The 14,703-nt window shown below is 66.7% G+C and carries 14 protein-coding genes; all 14 read right to left on the bottom strand.

Annotated elements, in window-relative coordinates; genetic code table 11:
• Positions 1-5 precede the first annotated feature (5 nt).
• The 14 genes from ELEN_RS07940 to ELEN_RS07875 all read right to left on the bottom strand — a co-directional run bounded on the left by ELEN_RS07940 (position 6) and on the right by ELEN_RS07875 (position 14,703).
• The gene (locus ELEN_RS07940; protein WP_015760648.1) at positions 6-683 is read right to left on the bottom strand and encodes a hypothetical protein; all 678 of its coding nucleotides are present in this window, start codon (positions 681-683) and stop codon (positions 6-8) included.
• Positions 684-1,041: 358 nt separating this feature from the next.
• Positions 1,042-1,983 (bottom strand): tRNA glutamyl-Q(34) synthetase GluQRS, encoded by a 942-nt coding sequence (gluQRS, locus tag ELEN_RS07935; protein ID WP_015760647.1) that lies wholly within the window; start codon positions 1,981-1,983, stop codon positions 1,042-1,044.
• Between the two features lie 10 nt (positions 1,984-1,993).
• Positions 1,994-3,358 carry a phenylacetate--CoA ligase family protein gene (locus tag ELEN_RS07930; RefSeq protein WP_231566093.1) on the bottom strand — a complete coding sequence of 455 codons (1,365 nt, stop codon included), beginning with the start codon at positions 3,356-3,358 and terminating at the stop codon, positions 1,994-1,996.
• Between the two features lie 5 nt (positions 3,359-3,363).
• A complete protein-coding gene (locus ELEN_RS07925) occupies positions 3,364-3,798 on the bottom strand; it encodes an amino acid-binding protein (protein WP_009306992.1) in 435 nt (144 codons plus the stop codon).
• Positions 3,799-3,801: 3 nt separating this feature from the next.
• The gene (locus ELEN_RS07920; protein ID WP_015760645.1) at positions 3,802-4,413 is read right to left on the bottom strand and encodes an indolepyruvate oxidoreductase subunit beta; all 612 of its coding nucleotides are present in this window, start codon (positions 4,411-4,413) and stop codon (positions 3,802-3,804) included.
• Positions 4,410-6,161 (bottom strand): thiamine pyrophosphate-dependent enzyme, encoded by a 1,752-nt coding sequence (locus ELEN_RS07915; protein WP_015760644.1) that lies wholly within the window; start codon positions 6,159-6,161, stop codon positions 4,410-4,412. The genes ELEN_RS07920 and ELEN_RS07915 overlap by 4 nt, the downstream gene beginning before the upstream one ends.
• Before the next feature lie 162 nt (positions 6,162-6,323).
• Positions 6,324-6,761, bottom strand: a complete 438-nt coding sequence (locus ELEN_RS07910; protein ID WP_009306989.1) for an FHA domain-containing protein — start codon at positions 6,759-6,761, stop codon at positions 6,324-6,326.
• A 25-nt stretch (positions 6,762-6,786) separates the two neighbouring features.
• Entirely contained in the window at positions 6,787-8,190 is a 1,404-nt protein-coding gene (locus ELEN_RS07905) for a D-alanyl-D-alanine carboxypeptidase family protein (RefSeq protein WP_015760643.1), read from the bottom strand.
• Complete coding sequence (locus ELEN_RS07900) at positions 8,183-8,611, bottom strand: amino acid-binding protein (protein WP_009306987.1); 429 nt, start codon at positions 8,609-8,611, stop codon at positions 8,183-8,185. Before ELEN_RS07900 ends, ELEN_RS07905 begins: the two co-directional genes overlap by 8 nt.
• Positions 8,608-9,918, bottom strand: coding sequence for a phenylacetate--CoA ligase family protein (locus ELEN_RS07895; protein WP_009306986.1), 1,311 nt, complete (start codon positions 9,916-9,918; stop codon positions 8,608-8,610). The genes ELEN_RS07900 and ELEN_RS07895 overlap by 4 nt, the downstream gene beginning before the upstream one ends.
• A 16-nt stretch (positions 9,919-9,934) precedes the next feature.
• Positions 9,935-11,917 carry a VanW family protein gene (locus ELEN_RS07890; RefSeq protein WP_232453130.1) on the bottom strand — a complete coding sequence of 661 codons (1,983 nt, stop codon included), beginning with the start codon at positions 11,915-11,917 and terminating at the stop codon, positions 9,935-9,937.
• A gap of 321 nt (positions 11,918-12,238) precedes the next feature.
• Complete coding sequence (locus tag ELEN_RS07885) at positions 12,239-12,892, bottom strand: CDP-alcohol phosphatidyltransferase family protein (protein WP_009306984.1); 654 nt, start codon at positions 12,890-12,892, stop codon at positions 12,239-12,241.
• Positions 12,893-13,250: 358 nt separating this feature from the next.
• Complete coding sequence (locus ELEN_RS07880; protein ID WP_009306983.1) at positions 13,251-13,607, bottom strand: 4Fe-4S binding protein; 357 nt, start codon at positions 13,605-13,607, stop codon at positions 13,251-13,253.
• Between the two features lie 7 nt (positions 13,608-13,614).
• Positions 13,615-14,703, bottom strand: coding sequence for a hydrogenase large subunit (locus ELEN_RS07875; protein WP_015760641.1), 1,089 nt, complete (start codon positions 14,701-14,703; stop codon positions 13,615-13,617).

Raw genomic sequence — 14,703 nt, 5'->3', positions numbered from 1 at the left:
TGGTTCTACTCGCTTGCCTTCAGATCCCGTAGAAACGCGTCCCCCTCCTCCGTCAGACACCAACCTTCTTTCCAGACCAAAGCGCCCGAGCGCTCCAGCTTGTCCACGAACACGCTGGGCTGCATGCGCCGCCGCTCGCCGTCGATGACGGTTTCCAGCGCGGGGCGCCCACGCAGCAGTTCCGCGATGTCGTTGTAGGCGCGCGGACGAGCTCGGACGAACTCCAGCAGCTCGATATACACGTCAGCGCGTTCCGGCGCGAGCTGCAGCAACTCCACGAGGCGCGCCCGAGGGCGATGCTGCTCGACGAAGCGCACTCCCGCTTCGGTGGTGCGAAACGCTACGGAACGCACGAGGTCGTCGACGGCGTCCTCGTCGAGCCCCTCCTTGTCCTGTTCCATGACAATGGCGCCGCGCTCGTCTCGCTCGATCCTATCCAGCCCGCCGGCGCGCACGAGATGCTCGGCCAGGCGGTACTGGTTCTGGGTAGCGGTTTCGAATTCGGGCCAGGATGCTGCTTCGCGCTCAAGGTCGTCCAACGCGCGCTCCTCGGCGCAGTACGCGAGCATGCGATAGAGCACCTCGCGGTTGAGCGGATGGCGGCATACCGCGTCCTCGATTGCGGCCAGCCGATCCTCGACGGCTTTCGCGTCGACGACGGTTTCATCTTGCATGGCAGTCATGCGCCTCCCCCTTCGCTGCATTCCTCCGTTGGGCTAACTTTAGGCAGCGAACGATGGCGAAACTATCTGCATTCTGGATGAAATGTGGAGGAATTATGGCGAAAATTCTCACGCAAAATGCGTGAGTGAGGGAATTTCAGCTGAGAAAACAGGGGGTCGGCGAGCGATTCGCCGTTGTGGGCGCAAAACGGCACCCATGGCAATTTGCGCGTGCCGTGCGGGTGCGACGTCGACCAAAGCCCCTGATGGCGAATTTTTCGATATACGATTTCCTAGTGGATAGCCTCAAGAAAACGTCATGGGTGCCGTTTTGCGCCCACGGCAGCGGAGTCGCTGCGGCGGGGCGACTCCGGTAGGCTTACCTCCAGCGCACTTGCACGAGGTCGTCGAAGGTCGTCGGCAGCGCGGCGAGATCGAACGTCGCCAGCAGCTCTTCGGGCGTTGCGGGGTCGCATGTGGGCGCAAGGCCGGTGATGCCGGCGATATGGCCGATGACGGCTTCGGGCGTCTTGAAGCGCGCGAGCAGCGCATCGAGGGCGGCGTCGCGGTCGCGCTTCGACAGGCGCCGGTCGCGCTCGGCCACGAGCAGCGGGATGTGCGCGTAGGCGGGATGCGGCAGACCGAGCAGCTCCTGCAGGTAGAGCTGCTGGGGCGTGGAGCACAGGAGGTCCACGCCGCGCACCACCGAGGTGACGCCCTGAGCCGCGTCGTCCACCACCACGGCCAGCTGGTAGGCGAACGCGCCGTCCGAGCGCTGCACGAGGAAGTCTCCGCAGTCGGCGGCGAGGTTCTGCGCGTAGGATCCCTGCACCTGATCGACGAAGGCGACCTCCCGATCGGGCACGATGAGACGCTGCGCGGGCATGCGCTGCTGCGCGCGGACGGCGCGCTCCCCGTCGCTCAGATGCCGGCAGGTCCCCGGGTACACCGGCTTCTCGCCGCGATGCGGCGCCGATGCCGCATGCAGGTCGGCGCGCGTGCAGAAGCAGGGGTACACAAGGCCGCGTTCGCGCAGCTCATCGTACGCGGCCCGGTAGGCCTCCGTGCGGTCGTGCTGGAAGTACGGCCCTTCGTCCCAAGTCAGCCCCAGCGCTTCGAAGTCGCGCTGCACGGCATCGATGTAGACGGGCTTCGAGCGCTCGGCATCGAGGTCCTCGATGCGCAGCACGATGCGGCCACCTTGCGACTTGGCCACGAGCCATGCCGTCAACGCCGCGAACACGTTCCCCGCATGCATCCGCCCCGTCGGCGAAGGAGCGAACCGCCCCACCACGGGAGCGGACGACGAGGCGGCTTCCACGCGGAACCCTCTACTTTCTCAAATCTTCGACGTGCTTGGTTTTGCCGGTGCTGCGCTCGATGCCGCCGGGCTCGACGAGCTTCGCCTTCACACCCACCAGCAGCACGCCCTTGAGCTTGTCTTCGATGGAGCGGCGCAAATTCTCCATGTCCTCGTACGAGTCCGAGAACGCCTCGGGCTTGAGCTCCACGTGCACGGTCATGCGGTCGAGGCCGCCTGCGCTCTCCACGACGATGCGGTAATGCGGCGTGACGCCGTCGATGCCGGCCAGCACGTCCTCCACCTGCGAGGGGAACACGTTCGTGCCGCGGATGATGAGCATGTCGTCCGAGCGGGCGCGCACCTTCTGCATGCGGGCCGTGGTGCGGCCGCACGCGCACGGCTCCGTGACCACGCGGGTCAGATCGTGCGTGCGGTAGCGCAGCACGGGGATGGCCTGCTTGCCCAGCGGCGTGAGCACGAGCTCGCCCATCTCGCCGTCGGGGACCGGATCGCCCGTCTCGGGGTCGACGACCTCCCAGAGGAAGTGGTCCTCGGCGAGGTGCTGCATGTCGCGCGAGGCCAGGCACTCGCCCGACACGCCCGGCCCCATGACTTCGGTCAGGCCGTAGTTGTCGGTGCACACGATGTGCATGCGATCCTCGATCTCGGCCTTGAGGCCCGGCGGGCACGGCTCGCCGCCGAACAGGCCCACGCGCAGCGGGGACTTCGCCCAATCGTAGCCCATCTTCTCCCCCACCTCGCACACGTGCAGCGCGTAGGACGGCGTGGCCACCAGCACGGTGGTGCCGTAGTCCTCGATCATGGCGATGTGGCGCTCGGTGTTGCCGGAGCCGGCGGGGATCATCATGCAGCCCAGCTTCTGCAGCCCGTAGTGCAGGCCGAAGCCGCCGGTGAACATGCCGTAACCGAAGGCCATCTGCGCCCGATCGCCCGGCACGACGCCCGCCATCTGCACGAGCCGCATGATGCAGTCGGCCCACATGGCCATATCGCTTTCGTTATAGCCCACCACGATGGGCTTTCCCGTGGTGCCTGACGACGAGTGCAGTTCCACCACTTCGTCCAGCGGCACGGCGAACAGGCCGTACGGGAAAGTGTCGCGCAGCACGGACTTGTCCGTGAACGGCAGCATGCGCACGTCCTCGAGCGTCTTGATGTCGGAGGGGGTCACGCCCGAATCGTCCATGCGTGCACGGTACCAGGGCACGCGCTCGTACGTCCAGCGAACCTGCGCGACGAGCTTCTCCAGCTGGATGGCGCGGATGCGCTCGCGCGAGGCGCATTCGACAGCCGGATTGTGGATGGGCAGGCTTGAGAAATCGCCTGCCGCGACGGCGGCCAAAGCCGCTCCTTTCACGGTGATGTCGGTCACGCGGATCACCGGCTTTCCGGCGCGACGGGGCGGGCGAGGTCGTCCTGCCCGATGAGCTCGACGGGCTGAGCCGCCAACAGCTTCTCGGCGCGCGCGATGTCCTTGACGGACAGCGCGATGTAGGTGGAGATGAGCGAATAGCTGTACGTCACGTTGATGCCGCAGTCGGCCATGATGCCCATGACGCGCGCCAGCTCGCCAGGCACGTCGTCGAGACGCGCGCACAGGACGTCGGTCTGCGTGGCCGCCGCGCCCATATCCTGCAGCACGGCGAGCGCCTTGTCGGGCGCATCCACGATGAAGCGCACGATGCCGTAGTCCCCCGTGTCGGAGGCGCTGTAACCGCGCACGCTGACATGCGCGTCCTCGAACGCATCGAGCACGCGGCGCAAGTGCCCGGGGCGGCTTTCCAAGAATACGCTGATCTGTTGAACGCTCACGCCTTAAGCCCCTTCCCCGCCCGCAGCCTCGCGAGCGAACGCGAGGCCCGCGCGAAACGCTGCCAAGTTGGCATCGACGGTCTTGGGAGGCACGCGGCGCGCGACGACGCGCTCCCATGCCTTTTGCGAGAAGTCGAGGCGGGTCGCCAACGCCCCGAGCAGCACCACGTTCACCGACTTCGGCGCGCCCACGCCGACGGCGATGTCTCCGGCCGGGATGAGCGTGGCGCCCGCAGCGGCCAGCGTCTCGCGCGCATGCTCGGGCATGGAAGCGCGCCCGATGAGCACGGGAAGCGGCTGGATGGACTCGTCGGCAACGAGAAGGTAGCCGCCCTCGCGCACGTTGGGAAGGTTGCGCAACGCCTCGGTGGTCTCGAAGGAGACGACGCAATCGGCGCATCCCGGGTCGGACACCATGGACTGCACGCCCGCGCGCCCGAAGCGCACGACCGTGGTCACCGCGCCGCCGCGCTGCGACATGCCGTGGATCTCGGACACCTTCGCGTCGTAACCGGATTCCAGCGCCGCATGGGCCAGGAGGTCGGCCGCCAGGATGGTGCCCTGGCCGCCCACGCCGCACAGAAGGACGGTGACAGTATCGTTCGAGGTCATCATGCGACGCCTCCTTTCTCCCCAGCGGGTTGCGCGATGGCGTTCCAAGCGCAGTACTGGGCGCACTGGCCGCATCCGATGCACTGGGCGGCATCGATGAGCGCGTGGTCGTTCGCCGGATCCTTCGCGATGGCCGGACAGCCTAAAGTCGAGCACACGCCGCATGCCGTGCAGGCGTCGGTCACCGCGTAGGCGGGCTCGCGATGCCGGTCGATCAGCACGCAGGGGCTGCGGAACACGAGCACGGAAAGCTCCTCCGAGGCCACGGCCTCCTTGAGCGCGCGGCGAACGGCTTTGGCGTCGTTCGGGTCGACGGTGCGCACGTCCTCGACGCCGATGGCGCGCACGACGCTCTCAAGGTCGAGCTCGCGCGAGAGGCGGCCTTGCAGCGTCTCGCCGTTGAAGGGGTTTCCCTGGCGACCCGTCATGGCCGTGGTGCGGTTGTCCAGCACGCAGACGGTTCCGCGTCCTTGGTTGTACACGGTGGAGATCAGCGCCGACAGGCCCGAGTGCGCGAACGTCGAGTCGCCGATGACGCCCACGACGGGACGGTGGTCGGTGCCCGCCCAAGCCAGCTCGAAGCCATGCGACATGGAAACCGACGCGCCCATGTCGATGGTGGTGTCCATGGCGGACAGCGGCGGCAGCGCGCCCAAAGTGTAGCAGCCGATGTCGCCGGTGACGACGGCCTTCATGCGGGAAAGCTCCTTGAACACGAGACGGTGCGGGCACCCGGCGCACAACGCCGGCGGGCGGCCCGGAAGGCCGGCGGGCAACGGCTCGTGAGCAGGCTCCTCGAAGCCGAACGCCGCTCTGATGAGGCCGGGGGTCAGTTCGCCGTCGCGCGGCAGCGGGCTCTCGAACGCGGCAACCTCGATGCCCAGCGCCCGCACGCCCTCGTCCAGGTACTCGGAAGCCTCCTCCACCACGTAGAGCGCGTCCACGCTCTCGGCGAAGTCGCGCAGCGCCTGCTGCGGAAGCGGCCAGGTGAGGCCCAGCTTGAACACGGACGCGTCGGGCAGCGCTTCCACGACGTGCTGGTAGACGGCGCCGGCGCACACCACGCCCACGGCGCTCCCCTTGCGCACGACCTCGTTGTAGGGGCACTCCTCGGCCCAGGCGCGCAGCGCGTCGATGCGCGCCAGCTGCACCTTGCGGCGGGGCTTGGCGAACGCGGGCATCATGACCCACTTCGCCGGATCGCTTTCGTAGGGCTTGAGCGCGATCTCGGTGCGCTCGCCGGGCTCCACCGGCGTTTTCGTGTGCGACACGCGCACTGTGGAACGGATGAAGACGGGCACGTCGAAGCGCTCGGACACGTCGTACGCCTCGCGCGTGAAGCGCAAAGCCTCGGCGGAATCGGCAGGGTCGAGCATGGGGATGTGGGCTGCGCGTGCGTACCAGTGGGAATCCTGTTCGTTTTGGGACGAGTACATGCCCGGATCATCGGCAGCCAGCACCACGAGCCCGCCGCCCACGCCCGCGTATGCCGCAGTGAACAACGGGTCGGCCGCCACGTTCACGCCGACGTGCTTCATCGTGGACAGCACGCGCGCGCCGGCGACCGACGCCCCGATGCCCACCTCGACGGCCACCTTCTCGTTGACGCACCATTCGGCGTACACGCCGTCCTTCTTCGCGAACGCCTCGAGCGTCTCCGTCGACGGCGTGCCGGGATAGGCCACGCCGATGCGCGCGCCGGCCTCCCATGCCCCCTGGGCTATTGCCTCGTTGCCTGACATCAATTCCATGAGCGAACCCTTCCGTGTGATAAACCCACTGGGGAATTATACGGCAACGCGCACCGCCCGCCCCGGTCAAACGTCCAAAACCGAGCCGAACGGCGCGCGTTTTGCGCATGTTGCCATCCTGGGTGCAGTGCGAAGCGCGCCTGTCGACACGCGAGATCGCGTCTACTCCTCCTTGTAGACCAGGCAGAAGGCGCCGATCTGGATGACGTCTCCCGAGACGAGCCGGCGCGTTTCCACGCTTTCGTTGTTCACCCATACGCCGTTGAACGAGTTGGCGTCGCGGATGACGTAGCCGCCGTCCGCAGGCTCGACCGAAGCGTGCTCGCGCGACACGGTCATATCGTTGAGGAACAGGTCGCACTGCGGGCTGCGCCCGATGGTGAGCGCCTGATCGCCCAGTTGGTAGGTGACCCCGGTCTGCGGGCCGCGCACCACGTGGAGGGCGGCAGCGGCCTGGGGGGCGGCCGCGACGGGCAGTGCATCGTCGCCGAACGACACCGGCTCGAAACGCTGGGTGGATCCGAGCAGCTTGAACCCGCAATGCGGGCAGACCGGAGCCTGCGAATCGATGGGGTTGTTGCAAACAGGGCACATGCTCATGGCGTATCCTCTCTTCAGTCCGGCGCTACGCTGCGGACGCGGTCTTGTCGATGACGAGCGGCGTCTCGTTGAGCGTGATGGAACGCGCCACTTCCTGGCCTCCGGAGAAGCTGCGGAACAGGCGGTCCCACCACACGCCCATGCCCTCGAAGAAGTCGGGCGCGTCGACGTCCTCGCATGCCACGAGGTCCATCGTGGCGATGACGGTGTTGCGCTGCTTGAAGGTGATCGTGCCCACCTTGTCGCCTTCCTTCACGTTGCCCGCCAGCTCGTCGAACTCGAGCGACTGGCTCACGTTGCCGTTCAAGTCGAAGATGGTGACGGCTGCCGCAGGGTCGCGCAGCGTCGCCTTCACCGTCTTGTCGATCCAGCCGGAATGGGCCACCTCAGCCACCACCGGCACCTCGGTGCCGTTCATCGTGGCGGTTTCGGGGCTGTTCGCAAGCTGGTAGGATATCTCGTGCTGGTACACCCATTCGCAGAGGCTCTCGGCGTCTTTGAAACGCTGCGCCTCGGAGGACGAGTTGATGACGATGGCGTACAGCTCGCGGCCGTCCTTGTTGGCGGCGCCCGCGAACGACGGGCCGGCGAGCAGGGTGACGCCGGTCTTCACGCCTATGGCGTACTCGTAGATGTCGAAGAACCCGTCGGTGGTCTCAAGGTAGATGTCGGCCTTCGCGCCGTCGGCGCGCGTCACCTGGATGGTGGTGCTCCCGCCGCCCACAGCCGCGCGAAACGTGTCGTTGGTCATGGCGTACTGCACCACTTTCGCCACGTCGGCCGCCGTGCTGTGCAAATCGCCCGCGTAGGCGTCGAAATCAAGCCCGTGCGGGTTGTCGTACACCGTGTCGGTGCAGCCCAGCTCCTGAGCCTTGGCGTTCATGGCGTTCACGAACACGGCTTCCGGATCGGACGTGCCCGGCTCCATGAGAGCACCGATCGTCTCGGCGATGGCCACGGCGGCATCGTTGCCCGAAGGCACGAGCAGCGCCTTGAGCGCCGCATCGAGATTCATGACGTCGCCCTCTTGCAAGCCCGCCGACGACTCGCCTACCGCGGCGGCGGCGGCGGAAACCGTGACGGGCGAATCGAGCGACAGGAGCCCGTCCTCCACGGCATCGAGGGCAACCACGCCGGTCATGATCTTCGTGATGGACGCGATCTGCGTGGGGCTTTGGGCGTTGCGTTCGAAGTACACGGTGCCGTCGGCCCCCATGACCATGGCGTACTCGGCGTCGATGCTGGGGCACTGCGCCACGGCCAGGCCGCGTGCATCGACCGTTTGGCCGTATACGACGTCTGCTTTGCGCACGTCGGCGAAGGCGGGTGCCGTCCAAGCGGCGCCCGAAAGCGCCAGCGCGCAGGCGAGCGCGCATGCTAGAAGGCGCGCTCGCCCGACGGATGCGATATGCTCGAAGAAGTTAGTCAATGCGGTAGATGTCCTCCGGTCGCACCGGCTCGAAACCGGCATCGGTCAGCTTCTGCTCCAGGTCGTCCGAACCGTCGGCCTTGAGCACGTCGACGGCGTAGTCCTCGTTCACCGAGAAGCAGTAGCCGTACTCGACGTTGGCGTCCTGCTCGTCCATGAACTCGAGGAGCTTCGCCAGGCCGCCCGGCACGTTGGGAACGCGCACGGCCAGCACCGGGGTGACGGTGGCGCGGTAGCCCTGCTCGCGCAGCGCTTCGGCTGCGGCCTCGGGCGTGTCGGTCAGCATGCGCACCACGCCGAAGTCCGACGTGTCCGCCAGGTTCAGCGCGTGCATGTTGATGCCCGCGTCGGACACGGCGCGGCAGGCGGCCGCGAGGCGGCCCTTCTCGTTCTCGAGGAAAACGGTCAGCTGCGAAATCATGCCTTCTTCCCTTCTCTCAGGTCGATGATGCGCTTCGCCTTGCCCTCGCTGCGCTCGATGGTCTTCGGCTCCACGATCTTGATGTCCACGGCGATCTGCAGGTTGCTCTTGAGCTCGGCGGCCAAGCGGCGTTTGAGGTCCTGGAGCTTGCGGATCTCGTCGAACGGGAATTCGGGCACCGTCTCCACGTCCAGCTCGACGTGGTCGAGCGGGCCCTTCGAGGTGAGGATGATCTGGTACTGCGCCGCGATCTCCGGGAAGCTGACGATGACCTGCTCGATCTGGGACGGGAACACGTTCACGCCGCGCAGGATGAGCATGTCGTCGGTGCGCCCCACGATGCGGTCGATCTTGCGGTGGGTGCGTCCGCACGCGCACTCCTCGGGGATGATGCGCGTGACGTCGCGGGTGCGGTAGCGCACGAGCGGGCAGCACTCGCGCGTGAGCGTGGTGAACACGAGCTCGCCGTACTCGCCGTCGGGCAGGGGCTTGAGCGTATCGGGATCCACGATCTCGGCGTAGAAATGATCCTCCGCCACATGCAGGCCGTGCGACTCCGCGCACTCCATGGCCACGCCCGGGCCCATGACTTCGGACAGACCGTACACGTCGCAGTACTGGATGCCCAGCTTCTTGCGGATGTCCTCGCGCATGCTTTCGGAGGCGGGCTCAGCGCCGAAGATGCCGGCCGAGATCTTGAAGTCGACCGCCGGGTCGTATCCCATCTCGATGGCGGTGTCGGCGATGAGCAGCGCATAGGAGGGCGTGCAAGCGAGAATATCGGTGCCCAGGTCCTTCATCATCTGGATCTGGCGCTTCGTGTTTCCCGAGGAGGTGGGGATGACCGTGCAGCCCGCGGCCTCGCCGCCGTAGTGCGCGCCCAAGCCGCCCGTGAACAGGCCGTAGCCGTAAGACACCTGGATGGTGGAGTCCTCGTTGCCGTTCACCATATGGATGCCGCGCGCGAAGCAGTCGCCCCAGTTCTTGAGGTCGTTCGCGGTATGCCCCACTACGGTGGCCTGGCCCGTCGTGCCCGACGACGCGTGGATGCGCGCCACGTCCTTCTGCGGCACGGCGAACAGCCCGAACGGGTAGGCGTCGCGCATGTCCTGTTTCACGACGAACGGGAACTTCGGCAGGTCCTCGAGGGTCTTGAGGTCGCCCGGCTCGACGCCGGCCTCCTTGAACGATCGCTGGTAGAACGCCACGTTGTCATAGGAGTGCTGCACGGTCTTCTTCATGCGCTCCAGCTGCAGGTCGCGCAGCTGCTCTACGGGCATGGTCTCGATGTCTGGCTGATAGTACACCTTGGATGCTCACCTCTCAATTGCTCGTGACGTTGGATGAAGAACCCTCCGTCGCAGCGTCGCTTTTTCCGTCGCCCGCGACTTTGGGACCCTCGACGACGACCTCCGTTACCGGATCGTACACGGAGCTGAACGGATCTTCGTGCAGAACCTCGCCGGATTCGTCCTTGACCGTACGGATAATGGTGATGGTGCGCCCATCGGTTCCGCGCGTCTTGACGTAGCTCGCGTTCGGCGCGAGCGTATCGTCGATCGTCGTCCTCGTCTCGTACTTCCGGCCTTCGCCCCAGTCGCCCGTCGTCGTGGACACCTTGTATCCGGGGTCGACTCCGTATAGTGTAGCCGTTACGGACCCGTCCACACAAGAAAGACGCACCAAAACATCGCTAGCGGAATCGTTTTGCCATACGAAGTCAAGATCGGGCCAGCTGACCGCCGCATCGCGCCCCGTGGGGTAGCTGGCGATGTAAAGCGAGTGGTTGTGCCTCGTGAGCACGGGGAATCCTGCATCGTACACGGCGTTGAACACGGTGGTGGCCACCTGGCAGATGCCCCCGCCGATGGCGTCGTCGTACTCGCCGTCCACGATGGCGCCCGCGCCCTTGAAGCCGCGCTCCTCGGTGCTGCAATCCCCCGCCGTCCCGTTGAACGACCAGCTGTCGCCGGGCTTCGCCACGGAGTCGCTGAGGTACTGGGACACGAGCGCGATGTTGTGGTTGCGCGCCTCGGTGCCGGGGCCTGTGGCGTACTCGGTGGTGTAGGAGGCGATGGCGCCGATCACCCCGAGATCCATCGCCTCGTCGAACGGCATCGCCTCAGGTGCGGGACCGGAGCCGATGGCCACTTCGACCGGCGCGCCCGCTCCCACGCCGGTACGCGCTTTGCCGTCATCGCCGAACAGCGCGGCATCCAACAGCCCCGTAGCTTCCGCGACTAGCGGAATGGCGCCCTCGCCATCGGTGCGGACGATCACATCGTCGTCTGCGACCTCGAACGACACGTGCACGGGATCCCCTTTGCCCACCTCGGCGACATGCGCCAGCAGCGCAGGCTTCGCCTTGGCGGCGTCGACGAACGCCGCGAGAGACGACCCGTCGATGCGCGTGGACACCCAGCTGCCGACGTCCGAAGCCGACGCGCTCCAAGCGGCGCCTTCGTACGTGAACCGCGCCCCGTCGGCAATGGCCGCGTTCACAGCGTCGCATGCATCCTGCGCGGCGGACTCGTCGATGCGCAAAGGCGCATGCTCGGCTCGGGCGACGAACGACCTGCTACCGTCCTCCTGACCGAGCAGCAGCTCGTCGAGCGTCCGCCTGAGCTCGTCGCGATTCACCATGAAGCCGTCATGGCCTTCGGTGACCGAAGCCGTGCCGTCCTCCACGACGATCCCGTAGTCGACGCGCGGGTCGCCGATGGCCGCGTCGATGTCGGAAGCCAGCGACTCCACCGCCGTCTCCGCATACGCGGCGCGAGGCTTCAGCTCGCGGCCCGTCGCCAACGCAGCGAGACGCGCCAGGATGCCGCCGTCCTCGCGACCCACGGCGAGCGCCTCGGCGGCCAGCTCATCGGAAGGAACGCGCGCCTCGAGCGAGGCCGCGTCGGCCGTCCAAGCAAGCTTGTTGGCGCGCGCCTCCTCCAACGCCAGCTGCTCGGCAAGCGCCGCGTCCTGCGCGGCGGCCGTCTCGTCGGCGATGCGCGCCTCCGCTTCGTCGTTCGCGTAGATGGTCACGCTGCCTTGGGCCAGGCGCGCGCCGTAGACCTCGTCGATGAGGGCGGCCAGCTCGTCGGCCGTCTTTCCGGCGGCGTCGATCTGCCCCACCCGCACGCCGGGGTAAGCTTTGTTCGCGTTTACGGCGAAGTCCGCAACGCCGAAGACGAGCAGCGCCGCGCACACGAAGACCACGGCGAGCGCGATGCGGCTGCGCGCCACGAGAGCCGCGAGCGCGCGGAACAACGTCGCAAGCCCCTTGCCGACCAGGGCGAGCAAGGACAGCAGCACGCCGCCGACTGCGCCGAGCGCTCGGCGCGCGGCTCCTCCTGCGAGATTCGAGCGTGGCGCCTCCTTCGTCCAGACGGCGGGCGTGTTGTAGGAACGGGAACCGCGCGGCCGTTGCGCGGAAGAACGAGTCTGCCGCGACCCCTTGCCCGCGTTCGTCCCGCCGCGGCGGGGCGGCGTCGTCGGAGCGCGCCGCGGCGCGGAGGCGGCGGGACGCTGGGGGGCGCGCTCGCGCATCTCGCGCGCAGATGGCGCTCGGCGAGCAGGATCGGGTCGTCCGGTGCGGCTCGCGTTCGCTTTTCTGGGCGTCCGGGCGGCCATGCGCTACCGCGTGCTCTCCGCCTGCGCATCCTTGACAGCACGCAGCTTCCGCAGTGCCGCAGCGATGTAATACGCGGTAGTGACCAGCCCCAGCGCAAGTCCGGCATATACGAACCAGATGCCCCACGAACAGGGCAGCCCGTTCAAACCCGGCAACCAAGCCGCGTCCACGAGACCGAGTCCCGGTACGAGCGGCCAGTTCAGCAGCAGGCCGGCGAAGCCGACGAACAAGAGCGTCGTGGCCACCTTGCCCGGAAAGATGACGGCCACGCGCACGCGAAAGCGCTTGAGCAGCACCGCGCCGCCCATGAGCAGCAGCAGATCGCGCACGAGCACCACGAGGATGATCCACAGCGGCAGACGTCCCACGAGGAACAGGCCGCACACGCCCGAGATCATGAGGATGCGGTCGACCGCCGGATCGAGCAGCTGGCCCAGACGGGACACGGCATTCGTCCGGCGGGCGATCTGCCCGTCGATCCAGTCGGTGCCCGCTGCCAGCGCGTACAGCAGCGTAGCCGCGACGTTGAAACCGTTGAGAAGCAGCACAAGGAAGACGGGCACGAGGCACAGCCTGACGAACGAGATGATGTTCGGCACGGTGAAGATGCGGTCGCTCACCTGGTCGGCTGCGCAGCCCTCATCCTTCTGTCCCATACGAGCATCCTTCCCTTCCGCGCCGTCTCTCGACGCAAAAACCGGGCCATGCGCTCGGGCCCGGTAGAACGTGTTCCGATTTGCACCATTCTAGCAGGTTTCCCCAGAACCCCGTCCTTGTTCACGTCTTCAACGGGATTTCCATTCGCCCGCGCACCTCGCGCGACGACGGCCAGAGAGTTCCCCTCTGGCGCGTTCGTTTGGTTCATGCACGCTTTTGTCAAGCGAAAGGGATCCATATGCCCGCACCTGGTTGACAAAAGCGTGCATGAGGAACTGTATCCCCGGGGCCGGAAACGAAAGAAGACCCGGGAACCGTCAGGGCTCCCGGGTCTTCGCAGTTCCGACGGGACTCGCCTTACGCCGTTTTCTTGGTCTCCGGAACCTCGAAGGAGTCGACGTGCTTGCTCGTCGCCGGCGGCGTGTACGTGGGCTCCATGGTCAGGCAGTCCTTCGGGCATTCGCGCACGCAGCTGCCGCACTGCACGCAGCGGAAGCGGTCGATGGTCCAGGTGCGCGCCGGCTTGTCCACTACGATTGCGGCGCAGGGGCAGCGCTTCTGGCAGATGCCGCACAGGATGCATCGGTCAACGTCGTTCACCACATGGCCCTTGAGACCCGCGGGAGGGGTTTTCGTCTCGACGGGGTACATGAGCGTCTCGGGCTTCTTGAACAGGCCCCCAAGGGTCATTTTTCCCAGCTTGAAGCTTCCCATGGTCCTCCTACCTTTCCGTGCAGCTGATGCAGGGGTCGATGGTGAGCACGATCATGTTGACGTCGGCCAGGTCGCACCCGGCGAGCGCCGTGGCCATGCCGGCCAGGTTCTGCGACGTCGGCGTGCGCATGCGCATGCGGTCGAGGAACTTCGACCCGTTGCCGCGCGCATAGTAGTAGCATTCGCCGCGAGGCTGCTCCACCACGTTGGCGGCCTCGGCACCGGCCGCAGGGGAGCCCTTCACGTCGACGGCGATGTCGCCGGCGGGGATCTTGGCGATCATCTCCTCGATGATATCGATGGACTGCAGCACCTCGAGCGCGCGCACCTTCACGCGAGCGTAGCAGTCGCCTTGGCCGTCGAGGACAGGCTGGAAGTCGGACAGGAAGCCGTAGCCGCCGTTGCCCAGCATGCGCGCGTCGTAGTTCACGTTGGAGGCGCGCGCGAACGGACCCACCATGCTCTGGGCCAGCGCATCCTCATGGCTGATATAGCCCACGCCAACGGTGCGGTTCTTCACCGAGCTGTCTTTGAGGAACGCGTTGCACAGCTGGCGGTATTCGTCCTTGATGCCCTCCAGCACGCGCTTCATCTCGGCGAACTGCGCGTCATCGATGTCGCGGACCACGCCGCCCACCTTGACGACCGAGAAAATGACGCGCCCGCCGGTGGTCTTCTCGAAGATGTCCAGCACGCGCTCGCGCAAACGCCAGCAGTGCATGAACAGGCTCTCGAAACCGAATGCGTCGGCCGCGAGTCCCATCCACAGCACGTGGGAGTGGATACGCGAAAGCTCGTGCCAGATGACGCGCAGGTACTCGGCGCGCTCGGGGATCTCGACGCCCATGAGCTTCTCGACGGTCTCGGCGTAGCCCATGGAATGCCCGAACGCGCAGATGCCGCAGATACGCTCGGCCACGTAGATGAACTGGTTGTAATCGCGCGTCTCCACGAGCTTCTCGAGGCCGCGGTGGATGAAGCCGATCTGCGGAACCGCCTCGATGACGGTCTCGTCCTCCACCACGAGATCGAGGTGCAAAGGCTCGGGCAGCACCGGATGTTGGGGGCCGAACGGGATGACGGTCGCCTTTCCCAT

It is taken from the genome of Eggerthella lenta DSM 2243 (assembly GCF_000024265.1).
Classification (GTDB): domain Bacteria; phylum Actinomycetota; class Coriobacteriia; order Coriobacteriales; family Eggerthellaceae; genus Eggerthella; species Eggerthella lenta.
The sequence above is the reverse complement of the archived record's forward strand: the minus strand, read 5'-3'. Positions and strand labels throughout refer to the sequence as shown.